Source organism: Mycobacterium sp. OAS707, assembly GCF_014873705.1.
Classification (GTDB): Bacteria; Actinomycetota; Actinomycetes; order Mycobacteriales; family Mycobacteriaceae; genus Mycobacterium.
Genome location: NZ_JADBDS010000001.1, coordinates 1,545,419 through 1,563,790, shown reverse-complemented (window position 1 = coordinate 1,563,790; position 18,372 = coordinate 1,545,419). Strand labels below are relative to the sequence as shown.

Genomic DNA, 18,372 nt, shown 5'->3' with positions numbered 1-18,372 from the left:
TACCGACGAGTAACAAGGATCCATTCGACGTGAGCGCCCCGATCTCGGCCGACGGCGAGACCTTGCTGGGCCCGGAGCAGCGGAAACGGGCCTGGCAGCGGCTCGGCAGCGAGCAGTTCGACGTCGTCGTGATCGGCGGGGGCGTCGTCGGCGCGGGCGCGGCGCTGGACGCGGCGACGCGCGGGCTGAAGGTGGCGCTCGTCGAGGCTCGCGACTTCGCTTCCGGCACGTCGAGTCGCAGTTCGAAGATGTTCCATGGCGGACTGCGCTACCTCGAACAGCTGGAGTTCGGCTTGGTGCGCGAAGCGCTCCACGAACGCGAGTTGTCGCTCAGGACGTTGGCTCCGCATCTGGTCAAACCGTTGCCGTTTCTGTTTCCGCTGACCCACCGGTGGTGGGAGCGGCCGTACATCGCCGCTGGCATCTTCCTTTACGACCAGCTCGGTGGCGCGAAATCCGTTCCGGCGCAGAAGCATTTGACCCGCGCGGGCGCGTTGCGACTGACTCCTGGGCTCAAGCGCAGCTCGCTGATCGGCGGCATCCGCTATTACGACACCGTGGTCGACGACGCGCGTCACACCATGACGGTGGCACGCACGGCGGCTCACTACGGCGCGGTCGTCCGCACCTCAACGCAGGTGGTGGCGCTGCTGCGCGAGGGCGACCGGGTGATCGGCGTGCGCGTGCGCGACTCCGAGAACGGTCACGCGACCGAGGTGCGGGGTCATGTCGTGGTCAACGCCACCGGGGTGTGGACCGACGAGATCCAGGCACTCTCCAAGCAGCGCGGCCGGTTTCGGGTGCGTGCCTCGAAGGGCGTGCACGTGGTGGTGCCACGCGACCGCATCGTCAGCGAGGTCGCGATCATCCTGCGCACTGAGAAGTCGGTGCTGTTCGTCATCCCCTGGGGCACGCACTGGATCATCGGCACCACCGACACCGACTGGAATCTCGACCTGGCCCACCCCGCGGCCACCAAGGCCGACATCGACTACATCCTCGGACACGTGAACACCGTGCTGGCAACGCCGTTGACGCATGACGACATCGACGGTGTCTATGCCGGGCTGCGGCCGCTGCTGGCGGGGGAGAGTGAAGAGACGTCCAAGCTCTCGCGTGAGCACGCGGTCGCCGTCCCCGCTCCCGGCTTGGTCGCCATCGCCGGTGGCAAGTACACCACCTATCGGGTGATGGGCGAGGACGCGATCGACGCGGCAGCCGAGTTCATTCCCGCTCGCGTCGCGCCGTCGATCACCGAGAAGGTGCCGCTGATGGGCGCCGACGGCTACTTCGCGCTGGTGAACCAAACCGAAAGCGTCGGTTCACATTACGGCCTGCACCCGTATCGGGTCCGGCACCTACTGGACCGGTACGGATCACTGATCGGCGAGGTGCTCGCCCTGGCCAAGGGCAGGCCGGAGCTGCTGACGCCGATCACCGAGGCACCGGTGTACCTCAAGGTGGAGGCGTGGTACGCCGCGGCGGCCGAGGGTGCACTGCATCTGGAGGACATCCTGGCGCGCCGGATGCGGATCTCGATCGAATACCCGCACCGCGGGGTCGAGTGTGCCCGTGAGGTGGCGGAAGTCGTTGCGCCGGTGCTGGGTTGGAGCGCCGAGGACATCGACCGCGAGGTGGATACGTATTGCGCGCGGGTCGATGCGGAGGTCCGGTCGCAGCAGCAGCCCGACGACGAGTCCGCCGACGCGCTGCGGGCCGCGGCGCCGGAGGCGCGCGCAGAGATCCTCGAGCCGGTGCCGCTCAATTGAGACCCGCGCCGCTGCCGGTGCGCGATGGTCTCGGCCCGGCGCGGGTGCGGTTGCGCGGGGGACTGGTGGTCGACGAGTTCCGGTCCCGGTGGGGCGATGCGGCGGCCGCGAAAGTGCTTGCGGGAGAAGTGGTTCTGCCCGACGGCACCGCAGTCGATGCGACGACGACGTTACGGGCCGGCTCGCACGTCTTCTTCTATCGCGAGCTGCGCGACGAAGTGCCGGTGCCGTTCGACATCCCTGTGCTGTATCGCGACGACGACATCGTCGTTGTCGACAAGCCGCATTTCCTGGCGACGATGCCGCGTGGCCGGCATGTGGCGCAGACGGCGGTGGTGCGGCTGCGCCGCGAACTCGACCTACCGGAACTGAGCCCGGCCCATCGGCTGGACCGGTTGACCGCCGGCGTGTTGGTGTTCACGACGCGCCGCGCGATACGGGGCCGCTATCAGACCTTGTTTTCACGCGGCGAGGTGCGGAAAACATATCTGGCGCAAGCGACTCCAGACCCGAAATTCGAGTTCCCGATCACCGTACGCAACCGAATCATCAAGCGGCGCGGGCAGTTACAAGCAATCGAAGAGCCGGGCGAGCCGAACGCCGAGACATTCATCGAGCACTTGGGCGATGGCCTGTACCGGCTGACTCCGCGAACCGGTCGCACGCATCAGCTGCGACTGCAAATGGCCTCGCTGGGCCTGCCGATCGTCAACGACCCGCTGTACCCCGTTGTCGTCGATGTGCCGCCCGATGACTTCTCGCGGCCGTTACAACTGCTGGCGCACACCCTTGCGTTCACCGATCCGATCCGCGGCGACGAGCGTGAGTTCGTCAGCAGACGTGTGTTGATCACCGACGGTCGGCAGACTCCGTCCCCGCCGCGATGACCGCGCGGTTCCGATCGGCCACCGCCCCGATATCCATCTTGACCACTCGCCGGTCATAGCTGAGAAATCCGTTGACCTCGTTTTCGACATCGGTGGTCTGGGTGTAGATCGCGCCCGACAGGTTGGCCCCGCGGATGAACTCTTCGAGATCCTGGCTGACTTTGATGTACCGCTGCGTCAGCTGCTCCTGGCTGCCGGTCATCTCGTAGGACTCGGGTCGTCCTGGCCAACGGTTGTGATCGAGCACCAGTCCGAGTCCGCCGTATTCGCCGTCCACCGTCACCCGAGGGTCGAGCGGATCGGGCAACACGGGTCGGCCGGGCCCGACATAGGTGTGGTCGTCCCAGATGTCTCCGGCATGGCTGTCGGGTCGTGATTTGCAGCAGTTGGCGCCGCTGTTGGCGTTGACCATTCGCGTCGGGTCAGCCGCTTTCACCGCGTTGGTGATCCGTGCGGTGTCGTATTCGGCCCAGCCTTCGTTGAACGGCACCCAGCCGACGATCGACGTGACGCTGCGCAGCTGATCGATCATCGCGAACAGTTCGCGCTCGAAATTCGCCTTAGCCAGCGGAGGCGGATCAGGAAGTGGTCCGGTCGGGATGTCGAGCGACACGGACAGCGACGGCATGTCCTGCCACACCATCAGCCCGAGCTTGTCGGCCCAGTAGTACCAGCGCGCCGGTTCCACCTTGCCGTGCTTGCGGACGAAGTTCATGCCCAGTTTCTTGATCTGCTCGAGGTCGAACTTCAACGCGGCGTCGGTGGGCGCGGTGTAGAGGCCGTCGGGCCAGTACCCCTGGTCCAGGGGGCCATGCAGGAAGGTGACCTTACCGTTCAGCGCGACTCGGGGTTTACCCTTCGCATCGCGGACGGTGCCGATGGTGCGTAACCCGGCATAGCTCGAAACCTCGTCGATCACCTTGCCGGACGCGTTGCGCAATGCGACCTTGACGTCGTAGAGGTACGGATCGTCGGGACTCCACAACCGTGCGTTCGGTATCGAAAGCCGAATCGGCTCACCCGCTTTGCCAGACCTGATCGAAACCACGCCGCGGCCCGGCGCGGAGACCATCACAATCGCGCGCTCGTTCTTGGTGGCCGCAACCCTTGGTGTGACTGTCAGACTCGTCAGATCGGTGGTGATGTCCAGCTTCTCGACGTGCGTGGCGCGCACGGGCTCGAGCCACGCGGTCTGCCAGATGCCCGATGACCCGGTGTAGAAGAGGCCGCTCGGGTTGTTGCGCTGCTTGCCGACCGGGAACGGGTTGGTTTCGTTGCGGTCGTCGACCCGTACCGTGATCTCCTGCGGCCCGGGCCACCGCAGTGCTTTCGTGATGTCCGCGCTGAACTCGGTGAACCCGCCTTCGTGGTGGGCCACCTCCTGGTTGTTCACCCATACCGTCGCGATCTGGTCGACGGCCCCGAAGTGCAGCAGCACGTGTCGGCCCAGCCACGAACTCGGCAGCTTGAAGATCTTGCGATACCACATCTGTTCGTCGTGTCGCTGGATGCCGGACAGCGCCGATTCCGGTGGGTACGGGACCAAGATCCGCTCGCCGTATTCGTGCGGCGCGGGTGGTGTCGGTCCGGCGCCGTCGCGCCGACCGAGATAGTCCCACACACCGTTGAGGTTCAGCCAATTCGTCCGAGTCATCTGCGGCCGCGGATAGTCGGGCAGTGCGTTGTCCGGTCCCACAAGATTCGTCCATGGGGTGGACAACGGCGCCGCTTTGGGATGCCAGGACACGGCCGCGTTGGCAATCGCGTTACCGGTCATGAAGACAGCTAACAGCGCGCACCCCGCCGCCGCGAAGCACCTGATCCACAGGCGATTCCGTCGTTCAACAGCATGGGACGGCTCGAAGCCAGCGCGCACAGCGATAACCCCCAGGGTTTGATGCCGGGACAGGACGGATGTCAGCGCCTGCCCCCGCCTGGCTGCGCACCGCTTCTGCATAGCAAACGCACGGCGCCGATCGGTGATGCCGAAATCCGGTGCTTACGACCGAACTGCGTCGAAAACGGGTCGAGACCTTGCGATTGCCGATGGCAAATCTACGCTAGCACCGATCAAGATCGCCACTAATCCAAATGCGTTTCGCCCAAGAACTTTTCAGGATATGTGAGGGCTGAGAAAGTCAAGTGGCAACGCCGGAAGCCAGACGAAACAGCGAGCCGTCGAATTTGGGCACGCCCGATGGCGGGTGCCGCTCGATGCGGACAGGCGAGTGGTGCTTGCCCAGGGAGCAAAATATATACGCCCATGCAAGTTTTCGCCGTGATTTCCGGTTCGAATCGCCAAACGGCGAGTGCAGCGACAGCACCACAGGCAGGATAAGGCCTCACTAGCCGAGGGAGGTCACTGTGCGAGTTGTCTGGCTGTCCGCTGCGACGGTCGTGTCCGCCGCAGCTCTGATGCTGCCTGTCACACCGACGGCGCACGCGACCGTATGCGGTTCGGTCGGTGGCAGGTTCGTCGACGTCAGCGGGTGCGCCGATCCGTTCTCGGAACTGAACGACGCGCTGTACGCGCCGCCACCTCCGCCCGCACCCAATGTCAATGTCTGCGTGAACGCGGGTCGACGCATCAACGTGAGCGGGTGCGTCGGATGAGCTCATCCCTTGAACCGACGCAGGAGCAGATCGCCGCGCTCGCAGCGCGTCCGGCGGACGAACCCGTGGTGATGATCAACCTGCTGCAGTTCCGCGGCGACGAAGGAAGGCAGAGCTATATCCGGTACATCCAAGAAGTCACCCCGCATCTCGAACGTGTCGGCGGAACCGTCCGGTATGCAGGTGAATCGCCGGGCGTCGTCATCGGCGAGGGCGAAAAGCCTTGGTGGGACGCCATCATCGTCGTCGAGTACCCGACGCCAGGCGCTTTCCTCGACATGGTGACCGATGAGTCTTACCTCTCCGTGCACGAGCATCGGGTGGGCGGGTTGGACCGCGGCGATCTCATCGCCACTTCCGTTTGGACTCGCGCGGAGTAGCCGTGTATCTGATCACCGGAGCCGGCGGCGGTAGCGGCAGCATCAGCCGTCGTGTCGTCGAGGCGCTGCTCGACGGCGGCGCGCAGGTGCGTGCGATGGTGCGCCGCGACGACGAGCGCGCCGGCCAACTGCGTGCGATGGGTGCCGAGGTGATCCTCGGCGACCTGACCCGTGCCGGCGACATCGTCGACGCGCTGGACGGTGTGCGCCGGATGTTCTTCAACATGAGCGTTTCGCCGGACTATCTGCGTGCGACCACCGAGGTCTGCGCGGTCGCGTTGGAACGCGCAAAGCTCGACGTCATCGTCAACATGTCGCAGATGACGGTGTCGCAGATGACGCTGACCAGCACCAGCGAATCCAAACAGCACCGCTTGCACTGGCTTGCCGAGCACGTACTGAACTGGTCGGGTCTACCGGTAATCCACGTCAGGCCAACGAGTTTTCTCGACAATCCGTTGTTCACCCTGCTGGCGAAGCAGTCCGTGCGCGAGCGTGGTGTGTTGCCATTGCCGTTCGGCACCGGGCGCACCTCGCCGATCTCCGCTGACGACGTCGCCCGCGTGGTGGCAGCACTGCTTGTCGACCCCGGCGGCCGGATCGGCCAGGTCTGTGAGCTCACCGGCCCAGAGGTGCTCGACATGAACGGCCTCGCCGAGCAATACAGCCGGGCGCTGAACCGGCCGATCACCGCCGAAGACGTGCCCCTCGACGAGTGGGAGCGTGTGGTGCTCGCACCGCTTGGCCTGCCCGACCACCTGAAACAGCACCTCGCCACCATGGCGCGGTTGCATCGCGAGGGCCGCTATGACCGTCGCACCGACGACGTCGAGCAGATCACCGGCAGACCCGCACAAAGCGTCGAGCAGTACGTGGCGGCCAATCCCGATCTGTTCTACTGAGCGCGTGAATCGCGAAGTCTTCGAGCGTCTTTTCGACATGACCGGCCGCACCGTCATCGTGACGGGCGGCACGAGGGGCATCGGCCTCGCCCTCGCCGAGGGCTACGTGTTGGCCGGTGCGCGCGTCGTGGTGGCCAGTCGCAAGCCCGACGCCTGTGAGCAGGCGGCGCAGCATCTGCGCGGGCTCGGCGGCGAGGCCATCGGCGTGCCCACTCACCTCGGCGACGTCGACTCTCTGGGCGCGCTGGTGCAGCGGACCGTCGACGAATTCGGCGGCCTCGATGTGGTGGTGAACAACGCCGCGAATGCACTCACCCAACCGCTGGGCCAGATGACGGTCGACGCGTGGGGGAAATCCTACGAGGTCAACCTGCGCGGTCCGGTGTTCCTGGTGCAGCACGCGTTGCCTCATCTCAAGGAGAGCCCGCATGGCGCGGTGCTGAACCTGGTGTCCACCGGCGCATTTCAGTTTGCGCCGCAGGTGTCGATGTACGCCGCGGGTAAGGCCGCGCTGCTGTCATTCACCCGGTCGATGGCCGCCGCCTACGTTTCACACGGCATCCGGGTGAACGCGCTGGCGCCAGGACCCGTCGACACCGACATGATGCGCAACAACCCGCCCGAGGCGATCGAGTACATGAAGGGCGGGACACTGATGAAGCGGCTGGCCGCTCCCGACGAAATGGTCGGCGCCGCATTGCTGTTGACCTCGGACGCCGGCAGCTATATCACCGGGCAGGTCATCATCGCCGACGGTGGCGGAACGCCTCGGTAGCCTCGCCGAGCATTCCGCCTGCGCCTGCCAGGATCTGGCTGCGGTTCTCCAGGTGCAGAGCGGACTCCAGGCTTCCCGCGTCGAGATTCGCCCACATCACCTGTTTGGTGGACTCGAGCCCGAATTTGCCGTAGCTGCAAAGTGTTTCGGCGATGGCCAGCGCGTCGTCGACCACCGATTCCGACAGTCGCGAGACGATGCCGAGCCGCAGTGCCTCGTCGGCATCGACGTCGCGCGCCGTCAGGATCAAGTCGAATGCGGTGCCGGCGCCGACGATTCGGGGCAGCGTGTAGCTGACGCCGATGTCGCAGCCGCCGATGCCGAGCTTGATGAACTGGGTGCAGAACCGCGCCGACTCGGAGGCGATCCGGATGTCGCAGGCCAGCGCGATCCCGAAACCGCCGCCGTAGGCGGGGCCGTTGACGGCCGCGATCACCGGCTGACGCAGCCGGTGGATTTTCGCGGTGAGGTTCGCGATGAGCTCCTGCCAGCGCATGCCCGACCGCGGGAATTCGGTGCCGCCGCCCGCGTGCGGCGGGTTCGGATCGGACAGGTCAAGACCTGAGCAGAAGCCGCGGCCGGCCCCCGTCAACACCACGACGCGGCAGTCGTTGTTGGCGGCGATTCCGTCGACCGCGGCGTGCAATTCCTCGACGAGCTCGAAGTTCAGCGCGTTGAGCTTCTCGGGACGGTTCAGGGTGAGCATCGCGATGTCGGAACGCGGGTAGGCCAGTTCGAGGTGCGACATGCGCCTCACGCTATCCGTCGCTGCGCCACCCGCTGACGCCGACGGCGATCATCCGTAGCTGCTTGACCGCCGTGCGCTTGATCTCATCGATTGCCGCCGCGTCGTTGGCGTCCTCGGTGGCTTCAGCGATCACGATCATCGCGTTCACGAACAGGCTCGCCAGGATGTTGAGGTCCTCGCTAGTCCAGGTGTTCAGCCCGGGGAACCGGGCCAGGTCGATCGCCAACTCCGACGTGATCAACCGGATTTCGGTGCGGATCGCATACCGCAGTACCGTCACGCCGCTGGAGCGCTCACGTCCGATGAAGCGCCAGTGTTCTCGGTCCTCGTTGAAGCTGTCGATGAGGATGTCGACAGTGGATTCGATGACGCGGTTGGGGTCAAGCTTGCCTGCCCGCGCGGAGCGCAGCATGTCGCGAAGCCTGCGAAACGACTCGTCAATCAGGACCAGCCCCAGCGCCTCCATCGACTCGAAATGCCGATAGAACGCCGCGGGCACGATGCCGGCCTCACGGGTCACCTCACGCAGGCTCAGCGCGGCGAAGCTGCGGTCCTCGAGCAGCCGGAGCGCCGCCGCGACGATGGCGCGGCGGGTGGCTTCCTTGCGTTCCTCACGAGAAAGGGTGTCGCGGGAGCGCGATTTACTCGAACGAACCGATCTACTCGTTCGTGAACTGGGCGTACGACTGTTCACTGTGTGAAACCTACCACAACCTGCTCGAATCGGTTGACGCGGTCCGCTGCCATGGCGCACGGTGTACACATGTTCACTCAAACTTTGGCACCGAGGCTCAGGGACAGGGTGCTGGCGTCACCGCTGGTCGACCTGCTGACCGGGCCGCACGGCGTGGATCGCTACACCGAGCTGGTTGCCCCGACTTGGACCACGGGAGATGCCCGGGCCAAGATCGTCGCGGTCCGTCGCCAGACTCCCCGCAGCGTCACCCTGACCCTCGAGCCCAACCGGGCATTCACCGGCTTTCGCGCCGGCCAACACATCAACCTGACCGTCGAGATCGACGGTCGTCGCCGCACCCGGCCCTACTCACCGGCCAGCGCCGAGGGCTCCCGGCACATCGAGCTGACCATTGGCCGCCACGACGGCGGGCTGGTCTCCACCTATCTGTATGAGCATGCGCGGCCGGGCATGGTCGTCGGCCTCGACTCTGTCGGCGGCGAGTTCACGCTGCCGGTGCAGCGGCCGCAACGGATCCTGTTTGTGTCCGGCGGCAGCGGCATCACCCCGGTGATGTCGATGCTGCGCACACTGCGCACCCAGGGCCACACCGGTGAGATCGCGTTCGTTCACTACGCGCGGTCCGCCGACGAAGCGTGCTACCGCGCGGAACTCGACACGATGCGTGGGGTTCGAGTCCTGCACGGCTACACACGGGTGACCGCAGGCTCCGATCTCGACGGCCGATTCAGTTCCGACCACCTGGCCGCCGCGATGCCGCAGCCCGAGGCTGTGTTCGTCTGCGGCCCACCGGCTTTGGTCGACGCCGTTCGCGAACATTGCACCAACGTGCGCTCGGAGAGCTTTGTGCCGCCGGTATTCGACCTCGCAGCAGAGGCCTCCGGCGGCAGCGTTACCTTCGCCGAAAGCGGCGTCGCGGTCACCGACGACGGCAGGCCGCTGCTCGAGCAGGCCGAATCCGCGGGCCTCACCCCCGAAAGCGGATGCCGGATGGGCATCTGCCACAGCTGCACCCGCCGCAAGACCCGCGGCGCGGTGAAGAACCTGATCACCGGAGCGGTGTCGAGTGCCGAGCAGGAGGACGTGCAGATCTGCGTGTCCGTCCCTGTCGGCGACGTCGACATCGCCCTCTAAAGAGAAAGGTGCTCGAAATGACTACCACTATCACTGCCGCCCCGAAGACGATCAGCAAGACCGTCGGCGGCAAGACCATCACGATGACGCCGGAGCAGGCCGACGAGTTCGGCCGTGAGCTTGATGCCCTCAAAGACCGGGTGATCGCCGACCTTGGCGAGCGCGACACCACCTACATCCGGCGCATCATCAAGGCGCAGCGCACATTCGAGGTCGGCGGCCGCGCGCTGTTGTTCGGCGGAATCTTCCCGCCGTTCTGGCTCGCAGGCACCGCGATGCTGGGCATCTCGAAGATCCTCGACAACATGGAGATCGGCCACAACGTGATGCACGGCCAGTACGACTGGACGGGCGACCCGGCGTTGTCGAGCAAGAAGTTCGAATGGGACACCGCATGCCCGGCCGACCAGTGGCGCCACTCGCACAACTACATGCACCACACCTACACCAACATCGTCGGAATGGACCGCGACATCGGCTACGGCATCCTGCGGATGAGCGAGGACCAGAAGTGGCGGCCGTACTTCCTCGGCAACCCGGTCTATGCGTTCCTGTTGATGGTGTTGTTCCAGTACGGCGTCGCATTGCACGAGTTGGAGACCGAGCGGATCCGCGCCGGTGAGATTTCCATCGCTGACAAGCGGGAGATCCTCGAGGGCATCTGGCGCAAGACCAAGCGCCAGACGCTGAAGGACTATGTGGCTTTCCCGCTGCTGGCCGGCCCGTTCGCGCCATGGGTGTTGGCCGGCAACCTGACCGCCAACCTGATCCGCAACGTCTGGTCGTACATGATCATCTTCTGCGGCCACTTCCCCGAAGACGTCCAGGAGTTCTCCATCGAGGAGACCAAGGCCGAGACCCGCGGCATGTGGTATTTCCGACAGGTCCTCGGATCGGCAAACCTGACCGGCGGCAAGCTCTTTCACATCCTCAGCGGCAATTTGTCGTTCCAGATCGAACACCATCTGTTCCCCGACATCCCGGCCCACCGGCACGCGGAGATCTCGCAAGAGGTGCGCGAGATCTGCAGGCGCTACGGCGTGCCCTACAACACCGGCCCGCTGCCGAGGCAGTTCGCCACGGTGGTCCGCAAGATCGTCAAACTGGCGCTGCCGTCACGCGGCTAGGTATGGCACCGAGAGTCGGGAAGTTGACGGAATTCGACCGAAATCCGTCATGTATCCCACTCTCGGCGATGTCAGGTCTGACAAACCGGGCACCAATAGCAGATTCGGTCGCCAGTGTTGTCTGATTCGATCGGGGTGCCGCAGCGCCGGCACGGCAACCCGCGGCGGCCATAGACCCATAGCTCTTGGCCGTGGCGGGTGTTGCCGGTGGTGGTGCGATTCCATCGAGAGCGGTTCAGCCACAGCATGTCTCGGGCCCGCTGCACCATTCGCAGCGGGTCCTTGACGTTGCTGACCGGCGCGGTGGGCAGGTGTCCGGTGACGAAGCACAACTCGTTGCAGTAGACATTGCCGACACCGGCCATCACGCGTTGGTCGAGAAGTGCCTCCGACAACGGGCGGTCGGGATCGGCCGCCAGGTTCGCCGCCGCGAGCCGTGGATCCCAGTCGTCGCCAAGCAGGTCGGGGCCCAGATGGGCGACGGCGTCCATATCGTGGTCGCGCTCGAGCACCTCGAGCACCCCGAGATCGATACCGGCCGCTTGAATATCGGCTGTTTCCAAGATGATCCGGATTCGATAGCCGGCCCGGCTCGGCTTGCCGACCGGATTGACCTTCCAGCTGCCCTCCATTTTCAGATGCGAATGGATGCTGGCCGACCCGACGCGGATGAAAAGGTGCTTGCCCCGGCTGATCACCTCGTCGACCACTTCGCCGGTCAAGTCGACGGTCGCGTACTTGGGCACTCGGACGTCACACCGGGTCAGCGTTTTGCCGACCAACGCATCGCGCAAGATGGTGGCGGTGTGCCAGACCGTGTCGCCCTCAGGCATGTTTCATTGCACCCATGCCAGCGAGAGTTCCCACAGCCGTTCGGCATTGGCAGCATCGAGCGCATACGGCGCGACACCGCCGGTGCCTGGCCCGCCGCGCCGGTAAACCAACGCCGCCTCGTTGCAGTTCTCGAAGTAGCGACCGCCGACGCCTTCCACCAACGGGGAAGCGGCCAGCAACACCGAGGTCGCCGCGCCTTGCTCGACCGTCTTGAAGTCGCTGCCGCCCGCCCGGAACGCCTTGAGCGCGTCGGCGGCGTAGTGGGCCGGCAGGTGTCGCTGCAGCGGCGTGGCGATTCCGCCCGGCATCAGCGCGTTCGCGACGATTCCCTCGGATGCCCACCGGCGAGTGGCCTCCACGGCGAACAGCACATTGGCCGTCTTCGACTGACCGTAGGCGCCGAACGGGTCGTAGTCGCGAAACGCGTAGTCGATGTCGTCGAACACCACCGGTGAACGCAGGTGCCCACCGGAGCTGACCGAGACGATGCGTGCGGAGCCGGCAGCGGCCAGCGCATCGTGTAACCCGAGGGCCAGCGCGAAATGCCCGAGATGATTTGTGGCGAACTGCATTTCGTGACCGCTGGCCGAGATCGTCAGCTCTTGAATCGCCATCACCCCGGCGTTGTTGACCAGGATGTCCAGTGGCCCGCTCCACGCGGCGGTGAATGCGTTCACGCTGGCGAGGTCCGACAGTTCAAGCGCCGCGACGTCAACCGCGTCGTTGCCCGTGCTCTGGTGGATGTCGGCGGCCACCCGCTCGCCGGTTTCCGTGTTTCGGACCGCCAACGTGACCGCCGCTCCGGCTGCGGCCAGTGCCCGCGCGGTTTCGACGCCGATTCCCGACGATGCGCCGGTCACGACGGCTCGCTTACCGCTCAGATCCACGCCGGCGATGACCTCGGCGGCCGTGGAGGAGAAACCGAAGGGTGTCTTGATCAAGTCAGGGCTCATGTCAATCGCCAACCCGCGGCCCCAGGACACTGTTCCCCGTAGCCGTGATCACGTCCTCGGCCTGCTGGGCGATGCGGACGACCAGGGCACTCGCGGAGTCGCGCTCGTTCACCAGGTCGACGGCTTCACCGGCCCAGATCGGCAGGTAGTCGCGGTCGCCGCGGTCGGCCGCGGCGCGGTATTCGGCCAACGCGGTGCGATCGGATTCGAGTTCGGACTCCTTGCCGTCCCATGCGTCGGTGAAGCGGTTGCGCAGCGTCCTGGCCGGATAGCGGGCGGGCCAGCCGGCGTCCGCGGCGATGTCGAGCACCCGGCCGCGGACCGTCCCCGCTGCCCCCGCCGCCATGATCGCCTGCACTTCCTCGTCGTCGAGCAGCGCCTCGTTGGTTGCCTCGAACCGGGTTCCGATCATGGCGCCCGCGGCGCCGAGCATCAGCGCGGCCGCCAGCCCGCGACCGTCGGCGATCCCGCCCGCAGCGAGCACCGGTGTGCTACCCGCGATGTCCACCACCGCAGGCACGAACGGGAGTGTCGCCCGGCCGCCGCCGTGGCCGCCTGCCTCACTGCCCTGTGCCACAACGACATTCGCGCCGACGTCCAACGCACGTCGTGCCTCGTCCATGTTGGTGACCTGCACCATGAGCGGAATGCCTGCGGCCAGGATGGTCTCGGCGAACGGGCTCGGATCGCCGAACGACAGCATGATCGCCGCAGGCGATAGTTGTATCGCCGCCTCGACGGCCTCCTGGCCGATCGCCCACGTCAGGAAACCGATGCCCCATGGCTTCGAGGTGGCCGCCGTTGCTATCGCACTCTCGCGTTCGAGCCAGTTCAGGCCGCCGCGGCCGGCGCCGAGCAGTCCGAGGCCGCCGCCCTCTGACACTGCCGCGGCGAGCGCACCACCGGCGACACTGCCCATCGGGGCAAGCACGATGGGGTGGTCGATTCCGAACATTGTCGTCAGCGCCGTACGGAGGGCCATGTCCCGAACTGTAGGCGTCGATGTCAGCGCAGCCGAAGTCCCCTGGGGGTACGTGCGAACCCGGCGCCGATCAACGCGTCCTGCACCGCCCCACGCTCGCCTTCGGCGATCGGTTCCAGCACGGGCACGCCATTGACCTTCTCGACCAGCAACGCACCGATGTGCCCACCGGTGACCAGATCGGCCAGCGCCTGTGCGGCCGAAGCATGCGCCTCAGCGTCGGCCGTGAAGCTCAGCAGCGAGCGTCCGCCACGCTCGAGGAACCAGGCCAGTTCGCCGTCGACGATGGCGACGAGCGCACCGGCCTTGCGGCCAGGCCGGTGCGTTGCGTCCTCGTCGGTGAGGTTGCGCGACGGCCACGGCAGTGCGGCGCCGTACGGGTTGGCGGGATCGGCGGCGGCCAGCACGACCGCGTGGTATTCGCGGCGCTCCGGGTCGACACCGTCGAGGTAGGACCGCAGCCGGTCGACGGTCGACGCGACCGCGAATTGCGCCCCGCCCAGCGATTCGACGAAATAACCGCGCTGGCATCGGCCCGCATCCTCGAATGCGGTCAGCACCTTGTACAGCATCGCGAAGCCGCCCGGCACCTCCTCGGCTCCGACCGCCCCCTTGGTCAGCACGCCGTAGCGGCCGAGCAACAACTCGGCCTGGAAATGCGCGCGCACGGTCGACTCCGGCTCCGCCGTCGGCAACGCAGACCACCGGCCTGCCACCGTCGGGTCGGAACTGCGGGCCTGCGCATGCGCGACGCTGTAACGGCTCAACCGCGGCGGCCGCTGGCGTTGTCGATGTGCGGGCGTCCCGCGCCGACCGGTGGACCGTCGCGAGCCCACAAGCATCGCGCGTACGGGAGCGAAGGTGTCGCCGGTTACCCAGCCCGCCCAAATCAGTTCCCACAGCGCTTGTTTGAACTGTTCGGTATCGCTTTCGGCGAGTTGCCGGAAGAAGTAAGCGCCGCCGCCACCAAGCGTGGCCATGATGGCTCGGTGGGTGTCGGTGAACTCGATCTCGTTCGGCGCGGCCAACGTCAACGGGGCCGATTCGGCGTGATGGAACGCGATCCAGCCGTCGCCGCCACCGATCTGGCCTACCCCCGACCACGTGACCTCACCGGAGGCCAGCAACTCGTCGAGCATCGCGGGCTGGTAGTCGCGCACCCGCTGCCCGAGCACCAGCGATTCGACCGCAGAGGCCGGAATGGGCACTCCAGCCAGTTGTTCGATCGCGGCGGCGAGACCGTCGATGCCCGAATTGTGGGAGCCGACGTGCTGCCACGACGGCAGAAAGCGTCCGTACGCCGCTGTGCTGACCGGCTCGACCTGGGCGCGAAGCGCAGCCAGCGACCGTCGTCGCAAGATCTTCAAAACGTCTGCGTCACACCATTGATCGCCGTCGGCGTCGGTGGTGAACTCGCCGCGGATCAGCTTGCCGTCGATCGCCATTCGGCCCAGCACGTCGGCGGTCACCCGCAGCCCGAGCCCGAAGCGAGCCGCGGCGTCGTTGGTGGTGAACGGTCCGTGGGTGCGGGCATATCGGCCGAGCAGTTCGCCGAGCGGATCGTCGACCGATTCGGTGAACGCGGTTGGCACCCCGACCGGCACGGCCACTCCGACGCCGTCGCGCAGCAGCCCGATGTCTTCGACTGCGGCCCACCAGGTTTGGTCGGCGAACGACACCCTGACCGCCCGCTTGGCGGCCAGCAGGCCGTCCAACCAGCCGCCCACCTCGGTTGTGGTGCAGCGCTGGGCGATCTCTCCTTCGGTCAGCGGACCGAGCACACGCAGCAGATCCGCAATGCCTTCCGCGTCGCGAGCCAATCGGTCGGAGCTCAGATGCTGCAGCTGTTGGGTGGTGGTCGCGATGACCTGTGGATCGAGCAGCTCGCGTAATTCGACCCGGCCCAACAGCTCCGCCAGCAGCACACTGTCCAGTGACAGCGCCGCGGCGCGGCGTTCGGCGAGCGGGCTGTCGCCTTCGTACATGAATGCCCCGACGTAGCCGAACAACAGCGAGGCCGCGAACGGCGACGGCGTCGCGGTCTCCACCTCGACCACGCGCAGCCGCCGCTGCGCCACCCGGTGCATCAGCTCGGTGAGCGCCGGTACGTCATAGACGTCCTGCAGGCATTCGCGGACCGCCTCCAGCACGATCGGGAAGTCCGGATACTTGCGGGCGACATCGAGCAGCTGGGCGGCGCGCTGGCGCTGATGCCACAGCGGCGAGCGCTTGCCGGGATGCCGGCGCGGCAAGAGCAATGCGCGGGCAGCGCATTCGCGGAACCGGGACGCGAACAACGCCGAGCCACCGACCTCTGCGGTGACGATCGGTTCGATCTCGTCGGCGTCGAACACGAACAGGTCGGCACCAGGCGCCGCGTCCTCGGTGTCGGGCAGCCGCACGATGATGCCGTCGTCGGACGCGGTCGGTTTCTCGTCGATGCCGTAGCGCTCGCGCAGCCGCCGCGACACCGCCAGTGCCAGTGGGCCGTGCACTCGAAGCCCGTAGGGGGAGTGCAGGATCACCCGCCAGTCGCCGAGCTCGTCGCGGAACCGCTCCACCAAAAGCGTGCTGTCGCTTGGCACCGTGCCCGTCGCCTGGCGTTGGTCATCGAGCAACTGCCACAGGTTGTCGGAGGCGAACTCGTCGAAACCCATTGCCCGGCACCGCTCGACGAACTCGTCACGCTTCAGCCGTGCCAGCTCACCGGTGAATGCCCCGACGGCTGCACCCAGTTCGGCGGGCCTGCCGACACCGTCGCCCTTCCAGAACGGCAGCCGCGCGGGTTGTCCGGGCGCCGGGATGACCAGCACCCGGTCGTGGGTGATCTCGGTGATCCGCCAACTCGTCGCGCCAAGCGAGATCACATCGCCAGGGCGGGATTCGTACACCATCTCCTCGTCCAGTTCGCCGACCCGCGAAGGCTTTTCGGAGTCGGTGGCGAGGTACACGGTGAACAGGCCGCGATCGGGAATCGCGCCGCCGGACGTCACCGCAAGCCGCTGCGCACCCGGTCGCGCGGTCAGTGTGCCCGCATCCCGGTCATAGACCAGCCGTGGCCGCAGTTCGGCGAATTCGGTGGACGGATACTTGCCGGACAGCAGGTCCAGCGTCGCCTCGAAAGCGCTGCGCGGCAGGGTCGCAAACGGCGCACTGCGGCGCACCGCGTCGAACCAGCGATCGGCGTCGATGGGCTCAAGGGCGCAAGCCGCCACCGTGTGCTGGGCCAAGACGTCGAGCGGGTTCGTCGGCACGTGCATGGTCTCGATTTCGCCTGCCAACATCCGCTTCACCGTGACGGCGCACCCGATCAGGTCGGTGCGGTGCTTGGGGAACAGCACGCCCTGCGAGATCTCGCCGACCTGGTGTCCGGCGCGGCCGATGCGCTGCAGACCGCTGGCCACCGACGGCGGCGCCTCGACCTGGATCACCAGATCGACCGCGCCCATATCGATGCCCAACTCCAGGCTGGAGGTGGCGACGACCGCGCGCAGGCGCCCGCTCTTGAGGTCGTCCTCGACAAGCGCGCGCTGCTCCTTGCTGACCGACCCGTGATGCGCGCGGGCCAGCAGCGTGGGTGCTCCGTGTGACTGGCCGCTGGCCATCAGTTGCGCAGGCGATCCTCCGCCGACCTGCGGGTTGCGCGCGCCGGACAGTTCGACGCCCGAGCGTTCGGCGTGAATCTCGTTGAGCCGCGAGGTGAGTCGCTCGGCAAGTCGGCGCGAGTTGGTGAACACGATCGAGCTGCGATGCGCCTCGATCAGATCGACGATGCGCGCCTCGACATCCGGCCAGATCGAGTTGTTCTCGAGGTTGGCCATGTCGGGGACCGGAACCTGCACCGACAGGTCGAAGGTCTTGGCTGCGGGCGGCGCGACGATGGTCGTTCTGGCCTGCCCGGAGAGGAACCGCGCAACCTCCTCGGGTGGGCGGACGGTGGCCGAAAGGCCGATGCGCTGCGCGGGGGTGGCCAGGATCTGGTCGAGCCGCTCCAGCGACAGGGCCAGGTGCGCGCCGCGTTTGGTGCCTGCCACGGCGTGCACCTCGTCGACGATGACCGTCTGCACCTCGGCCAGCGTCTCGCGGGCCGCGGACGTCAGCATCAGGAACAACGACTCAGGCGTGGTGATCAGGATGTCCGGCGGATTGGTGATCAGCGCGCGGCGCTGGGCGGCGGGAGTATCGCCGGAGCGGACGCCGACGCTGATGTCAGGCGCGGGCACGCCGCGGCGTTCGGCGATGCGGGTGACACCCGTCAGCGGGGTGCGCAGGTTGCGTTCGACGTCGACGGCCAGCGCTTTCAGCGGCGATACGTACAGCACGCGCGTGCCGGCCCTCGCGGGCCTTGGCGCAGACGCGGCGAGCCGGTCGATGGCCCACAGGAACGCCGCCAGCGTCTTGCCGGAGCCGGTAGGCGCGATGACCAGCGTGTTGTCGCCGTCGGCGATGGCTGACCAGGCCTGCGCCTGGGCAGGCGTCGGCTCGGCGAAGGTACCCCGGAACCACTCACGGGTCAGCGCGCTGAAGCGCTCGAGCGGATCGGAGGTCATCTAGCCATGGTGCCAACGGGC

The 18,372-nt window shown here is 66.6% G+C and carries 15 protein-coding genes; 8 read left to right on the top strand and 7 right to left on the bottom strand.

Annotated elements, in window-relative coordinates; translation table 11 throughout:
* Positions 1 to 29 precede the first annotated feature (29 nt).
* Both GGC64_RS07720 and GGC64_RS07715 read left to right on the top strand, forming a co-directional pair.
* On the top strand, positions 30 to 1,769 hold the full coding sequence (locus tag GGC64_RS07720) for a glycerol-3-phosphate dehydrogenase/oxidase (RefSeq protein WP_192721804.1): 1,740 nt from the start codon (positions 30 to 32) through the stop codon (positions 1,767 to 1,769).
* Positions 1,766 to 2,656 (top strand): pseudouridine synthase, encoded by an 891-nt coding sequence (locus GGC64_RS07715; RefSeq protein ID WP_225951205.1) that lies wholly within the window; start codon positions 1,766 to 1,768, stop codon positions 2,654 to 2,656. Before GGC64_RS07720 ends, GGC64_RS07715 begins: the two co-directional genes overlap by 4 nt.
* Here GGC64_RS07715 and GGC64_RS07710 read toward each other — a convergent pair.
* Complete coding sequence (locus tag GGC64_RS07710) at positions 2,619 to 4,433, bottom strand: glycoside hydrolase family 2 protein (protein ID WP_192721803.1); 1,815 nt, start codon at positions 4,431 to 4,433, stop codon at positions 2,619 to 2,621. The genes GGC64_RS07715 and GGC64_RS07710 overlap by 38 nt on opposite strands.
* Before the next feature lie 587 nt (positions 4,434 to 5,020).
* On the opposite strand from GGC64_RS07710, the gene GGC64_RS07705 reads away from it, so the two are divergent.
* From GGC64_RS07705 to GGC64_RS07690, 4 genes are read left to right on the top strand one after another with little or no spacing between them, the layout of a single operon-like run.
* The gene (locus tag GGC64_RS07705) at positions 5,021 to 5,269 is read left to right on the top strand and encodes an RNA-binding protein (protein WP_192721802.1); all 249 of its coding nucleotides are present in this window, start codon (positions 5,021 to 5,023) and stop codon (positions 5,267 to 5,269) included.
* Complete coding sequence (locus GGC64_RS07700; RefSeq protein ID WP_192721801.1) at positions 5,266 to 5,649, top strand: DUF1330 domain-containing protein; 384 nt, start codon at positions 5,266 to 5,268, stop codon at positions 5,647 to 5,649. Before GGC64_RS07705 ends, GGC64_RS07700 begins: the two co-directional genes overlap by 4 nt.
* Before the next feature lie 2 nt (positions 5,650 to 5,651).
* Complete coding sequence (locus GGC64_RS07695) at positions 5,652 to 6,551, top strand: NAD(P)H-binding protein (protein ID WP_192721800.1); 900 nt, start codon at positions 5,652 to 5,654, stop codon at positions 6,549 to 6,551.
* A gap of 37 nt (positions 6,552 to 6,588) precedes the next feature.
* The gene (locus tag GGC64_RS07690; protein ID WP_225951583.1) at positions 6,589 to 7,326 is read left to right on the top strand and encodes an SDR family NAD(P)-dependent oxidoreductase; all 738 of its coding nucleotides are present in this window, start codon (positions 6,589 to 6,591) and stop codon (positions 7,324 to 7,326) included.
* Here GGC64_RS07690 and GGC64_RS07685 read toward each other — a convergent pair.
* Positions 7,295 to 8,074 (bottom strand): enoyl-CoA hydratase/isomerase family protein, encoded by a 780-nt coding sequence (locus GGC64_RS07685; RefSeq protein ID WP_192721798.1) that lies wholly within the window; start codon positions 8,072 to 8,074, stop codon positions 7,295 to 7,297. The genes GGC64_RS07690 and GGC64_RS07685 overlap by 32 nt on opposite strands.
* Before the next feature lie 10 nt (positions 8,075 to 8,084).
* The gene (locus GGC64_RS07680) at positions 8,085 to 8,768 is read right to left on the bottom strand and encodes a TetR family transcriptional regulator (RefSeq protein WP_192721797.1); all 684 of its coding nucleotides are present in this window, start codon (positions 8,766 to 8,768) and stop codon (positions 8,085 to 8,087) included.
* Positions 8,769 to 8,837: 69 nt separating this feature from the next.
* Between GGC64_RS07680 and GGC64_RS07675 the strand changes: the two genes are divergently transcribed.
* Together GGC64_RS07675 and GGC64_RS07670 are read left to right on the top strand one after the other, a co-directional pair.
* Complete coding sequence (locus GGC64_RS07675) at positions 8,838 to 9,905, top strand: ferredoxin reductase (RefSeq protein ID WP_192721796.1); 1,068 nt, start codon at positions 8,838 to 8,840, stop codon at positions 9,903 to 9,905.
* 17 nt (positions 9,906 to 9,922) lie between these two features.
* Positions 9,923 to 11,032: an acyl-CoA desaturase gene (locus GGC64_RS07670; RefSeq protein WP_192721795.1), complete on the top strand. Its 1,110-nt coding sequence runs from the start codon at positions 9,923 to 9,925 to the stop codon at positions 11,030 to 11,032.
* A gap of 71 nt (positions 11,033 to 11,103) precedes the next feature.
* Here GGC64_RS07670 and nei2 read toward each other — a convergent pair whose 3' ends face one another.
* Genes nei2 through GGC64_RS07650 form a run of 4 tightly spaced genes read right to left on the bottom strand, consistent with a single transcriptional unit; the run spans position 11,104 to position 18,351 of the window.
* Complete coding sequence (gene nei2 / locus GGC64_RS07665; RefSeq protein ID WP_192721794.1) at positions 11,104 to 11,865, bottom strand: endonuclease VIII Nei2; 762 nt, start codon at positions 11,863 to 11,865, stop codon at positions 11,104 to 11,106.
* A 3-nt stretch (positions 11,866 to 11,868) separates the two neighbouring features.
* On the bottom strand, positions 11,869 to 12,819 hold the full coding sequence (locus GGC64_RS07660) for an SDR family NAD(P)-dependent oxidoreductase (RefSeq protein ID WP_192721793.1): 951 nt from the start codon (positions 12,817 to 12,819) through the stop codon (positions 11,869 to 11,871).
* Between the two features lies 1 nt (position 12,820).
* Complete coding sequence (locus GGC64_RS07655) at positions 12,821 to 13,801, bottom strand: nitronate monooxygenase family protein (RefSeq protein ID WP_192721792.1); 981 nt, start codon at positions 13,799 to 13,801, stop codon at positions 12,821 to 12,823.
* Between the two features lie 23 nt (positions 13,802 to 13,824).
* Positions 13,825 to 18,351: an ATP-dependent helicase gene (locus GGC64_RS07650; protein WP_192721791.1), complete on the bottom strand. Its 4,527-nt coding sequence runs from the start codon at positions 18,349 to 18,351 to the stop codon at positions 13,825 to 13,827.
* Positions 18,352 to 18,372 lie beyond the last annotated feature (21 nt).

Excerpts from the sequence above, each read along its gene's own strand:
- GGC64_RS07710 (WP_192721803.1), bottom strand. The coding sequence starts at position 4,433 with ATGACCGGTAACGCGATTGCCAACGCGGCCGTGTCCTGGCATCCCAAA.
- GGC64_RS07700 (WP_192721801.1), top strand. The coding sequence starts at position 5,266 with ATGAGCTCATCCCTTGAACCGACGCAGGAGCAGATCGCCGCGCTCGCA.
- GGC64_RS07690 (WP_225951583.1), top strand. The coding sequence starts at position 6,589 with ATGACCGGCCGCACCGTCATCGTGACGGGCGGCACGAGGGGCATCGGC.
- GGC64_RS07685 (WP_192721798.1), bottom strand. The coding sequence starts at position 8,074 with ATGTCGCACCTCGAACTGGCCTACCCGCGTTCCGACATCGCGATGCTC.
- GGC64_RS07675 (WP_192721796.1), top strand. The coding sequence starts at position 8,838 with ATGTTCACTCAAACTTTGGCACCGAGGCTCAGGGACAGGGTGCTGGCG.
- GGC64_RS07670 (WP_192721795.1), top strand. The coding sequence starts at position 9,923 with ATGACTACCACTATCACTGCCGCCCCGAAGACGATCAGCAAGACCGTC.
- nei2 (WP_192721794.1), bottom strand. The coding sequence starts at position 11,865 with ATGCCTGAGGGCGACACGGTCTGGCACACCGCCACCATCTTGCGCGAT.
- GGC64_RS07660 (WP_192721793.1), bottom strand. The coding sequence starts at position 12,819 with ATGAGCCCTGACTTGATCAAGACACCCTTCGGTTTCTCCTCCACGGCC.
- GGC64_RS07655 (WP_192721792.1), bottom strand. The coding sequence starts at position 13,801 with ATGGCCCTCCGTACGGCGCTGACGACAATGTTCGGAATCGACCACCCC.
- GGC64_RS07650 (WP_192721791.1), bottom strand. The coding sequence starts at position 18,351 with ATGACCTCCGATCCGCTCGAGCGCTTCAGCGCGCTGACCCGTGAGTGG.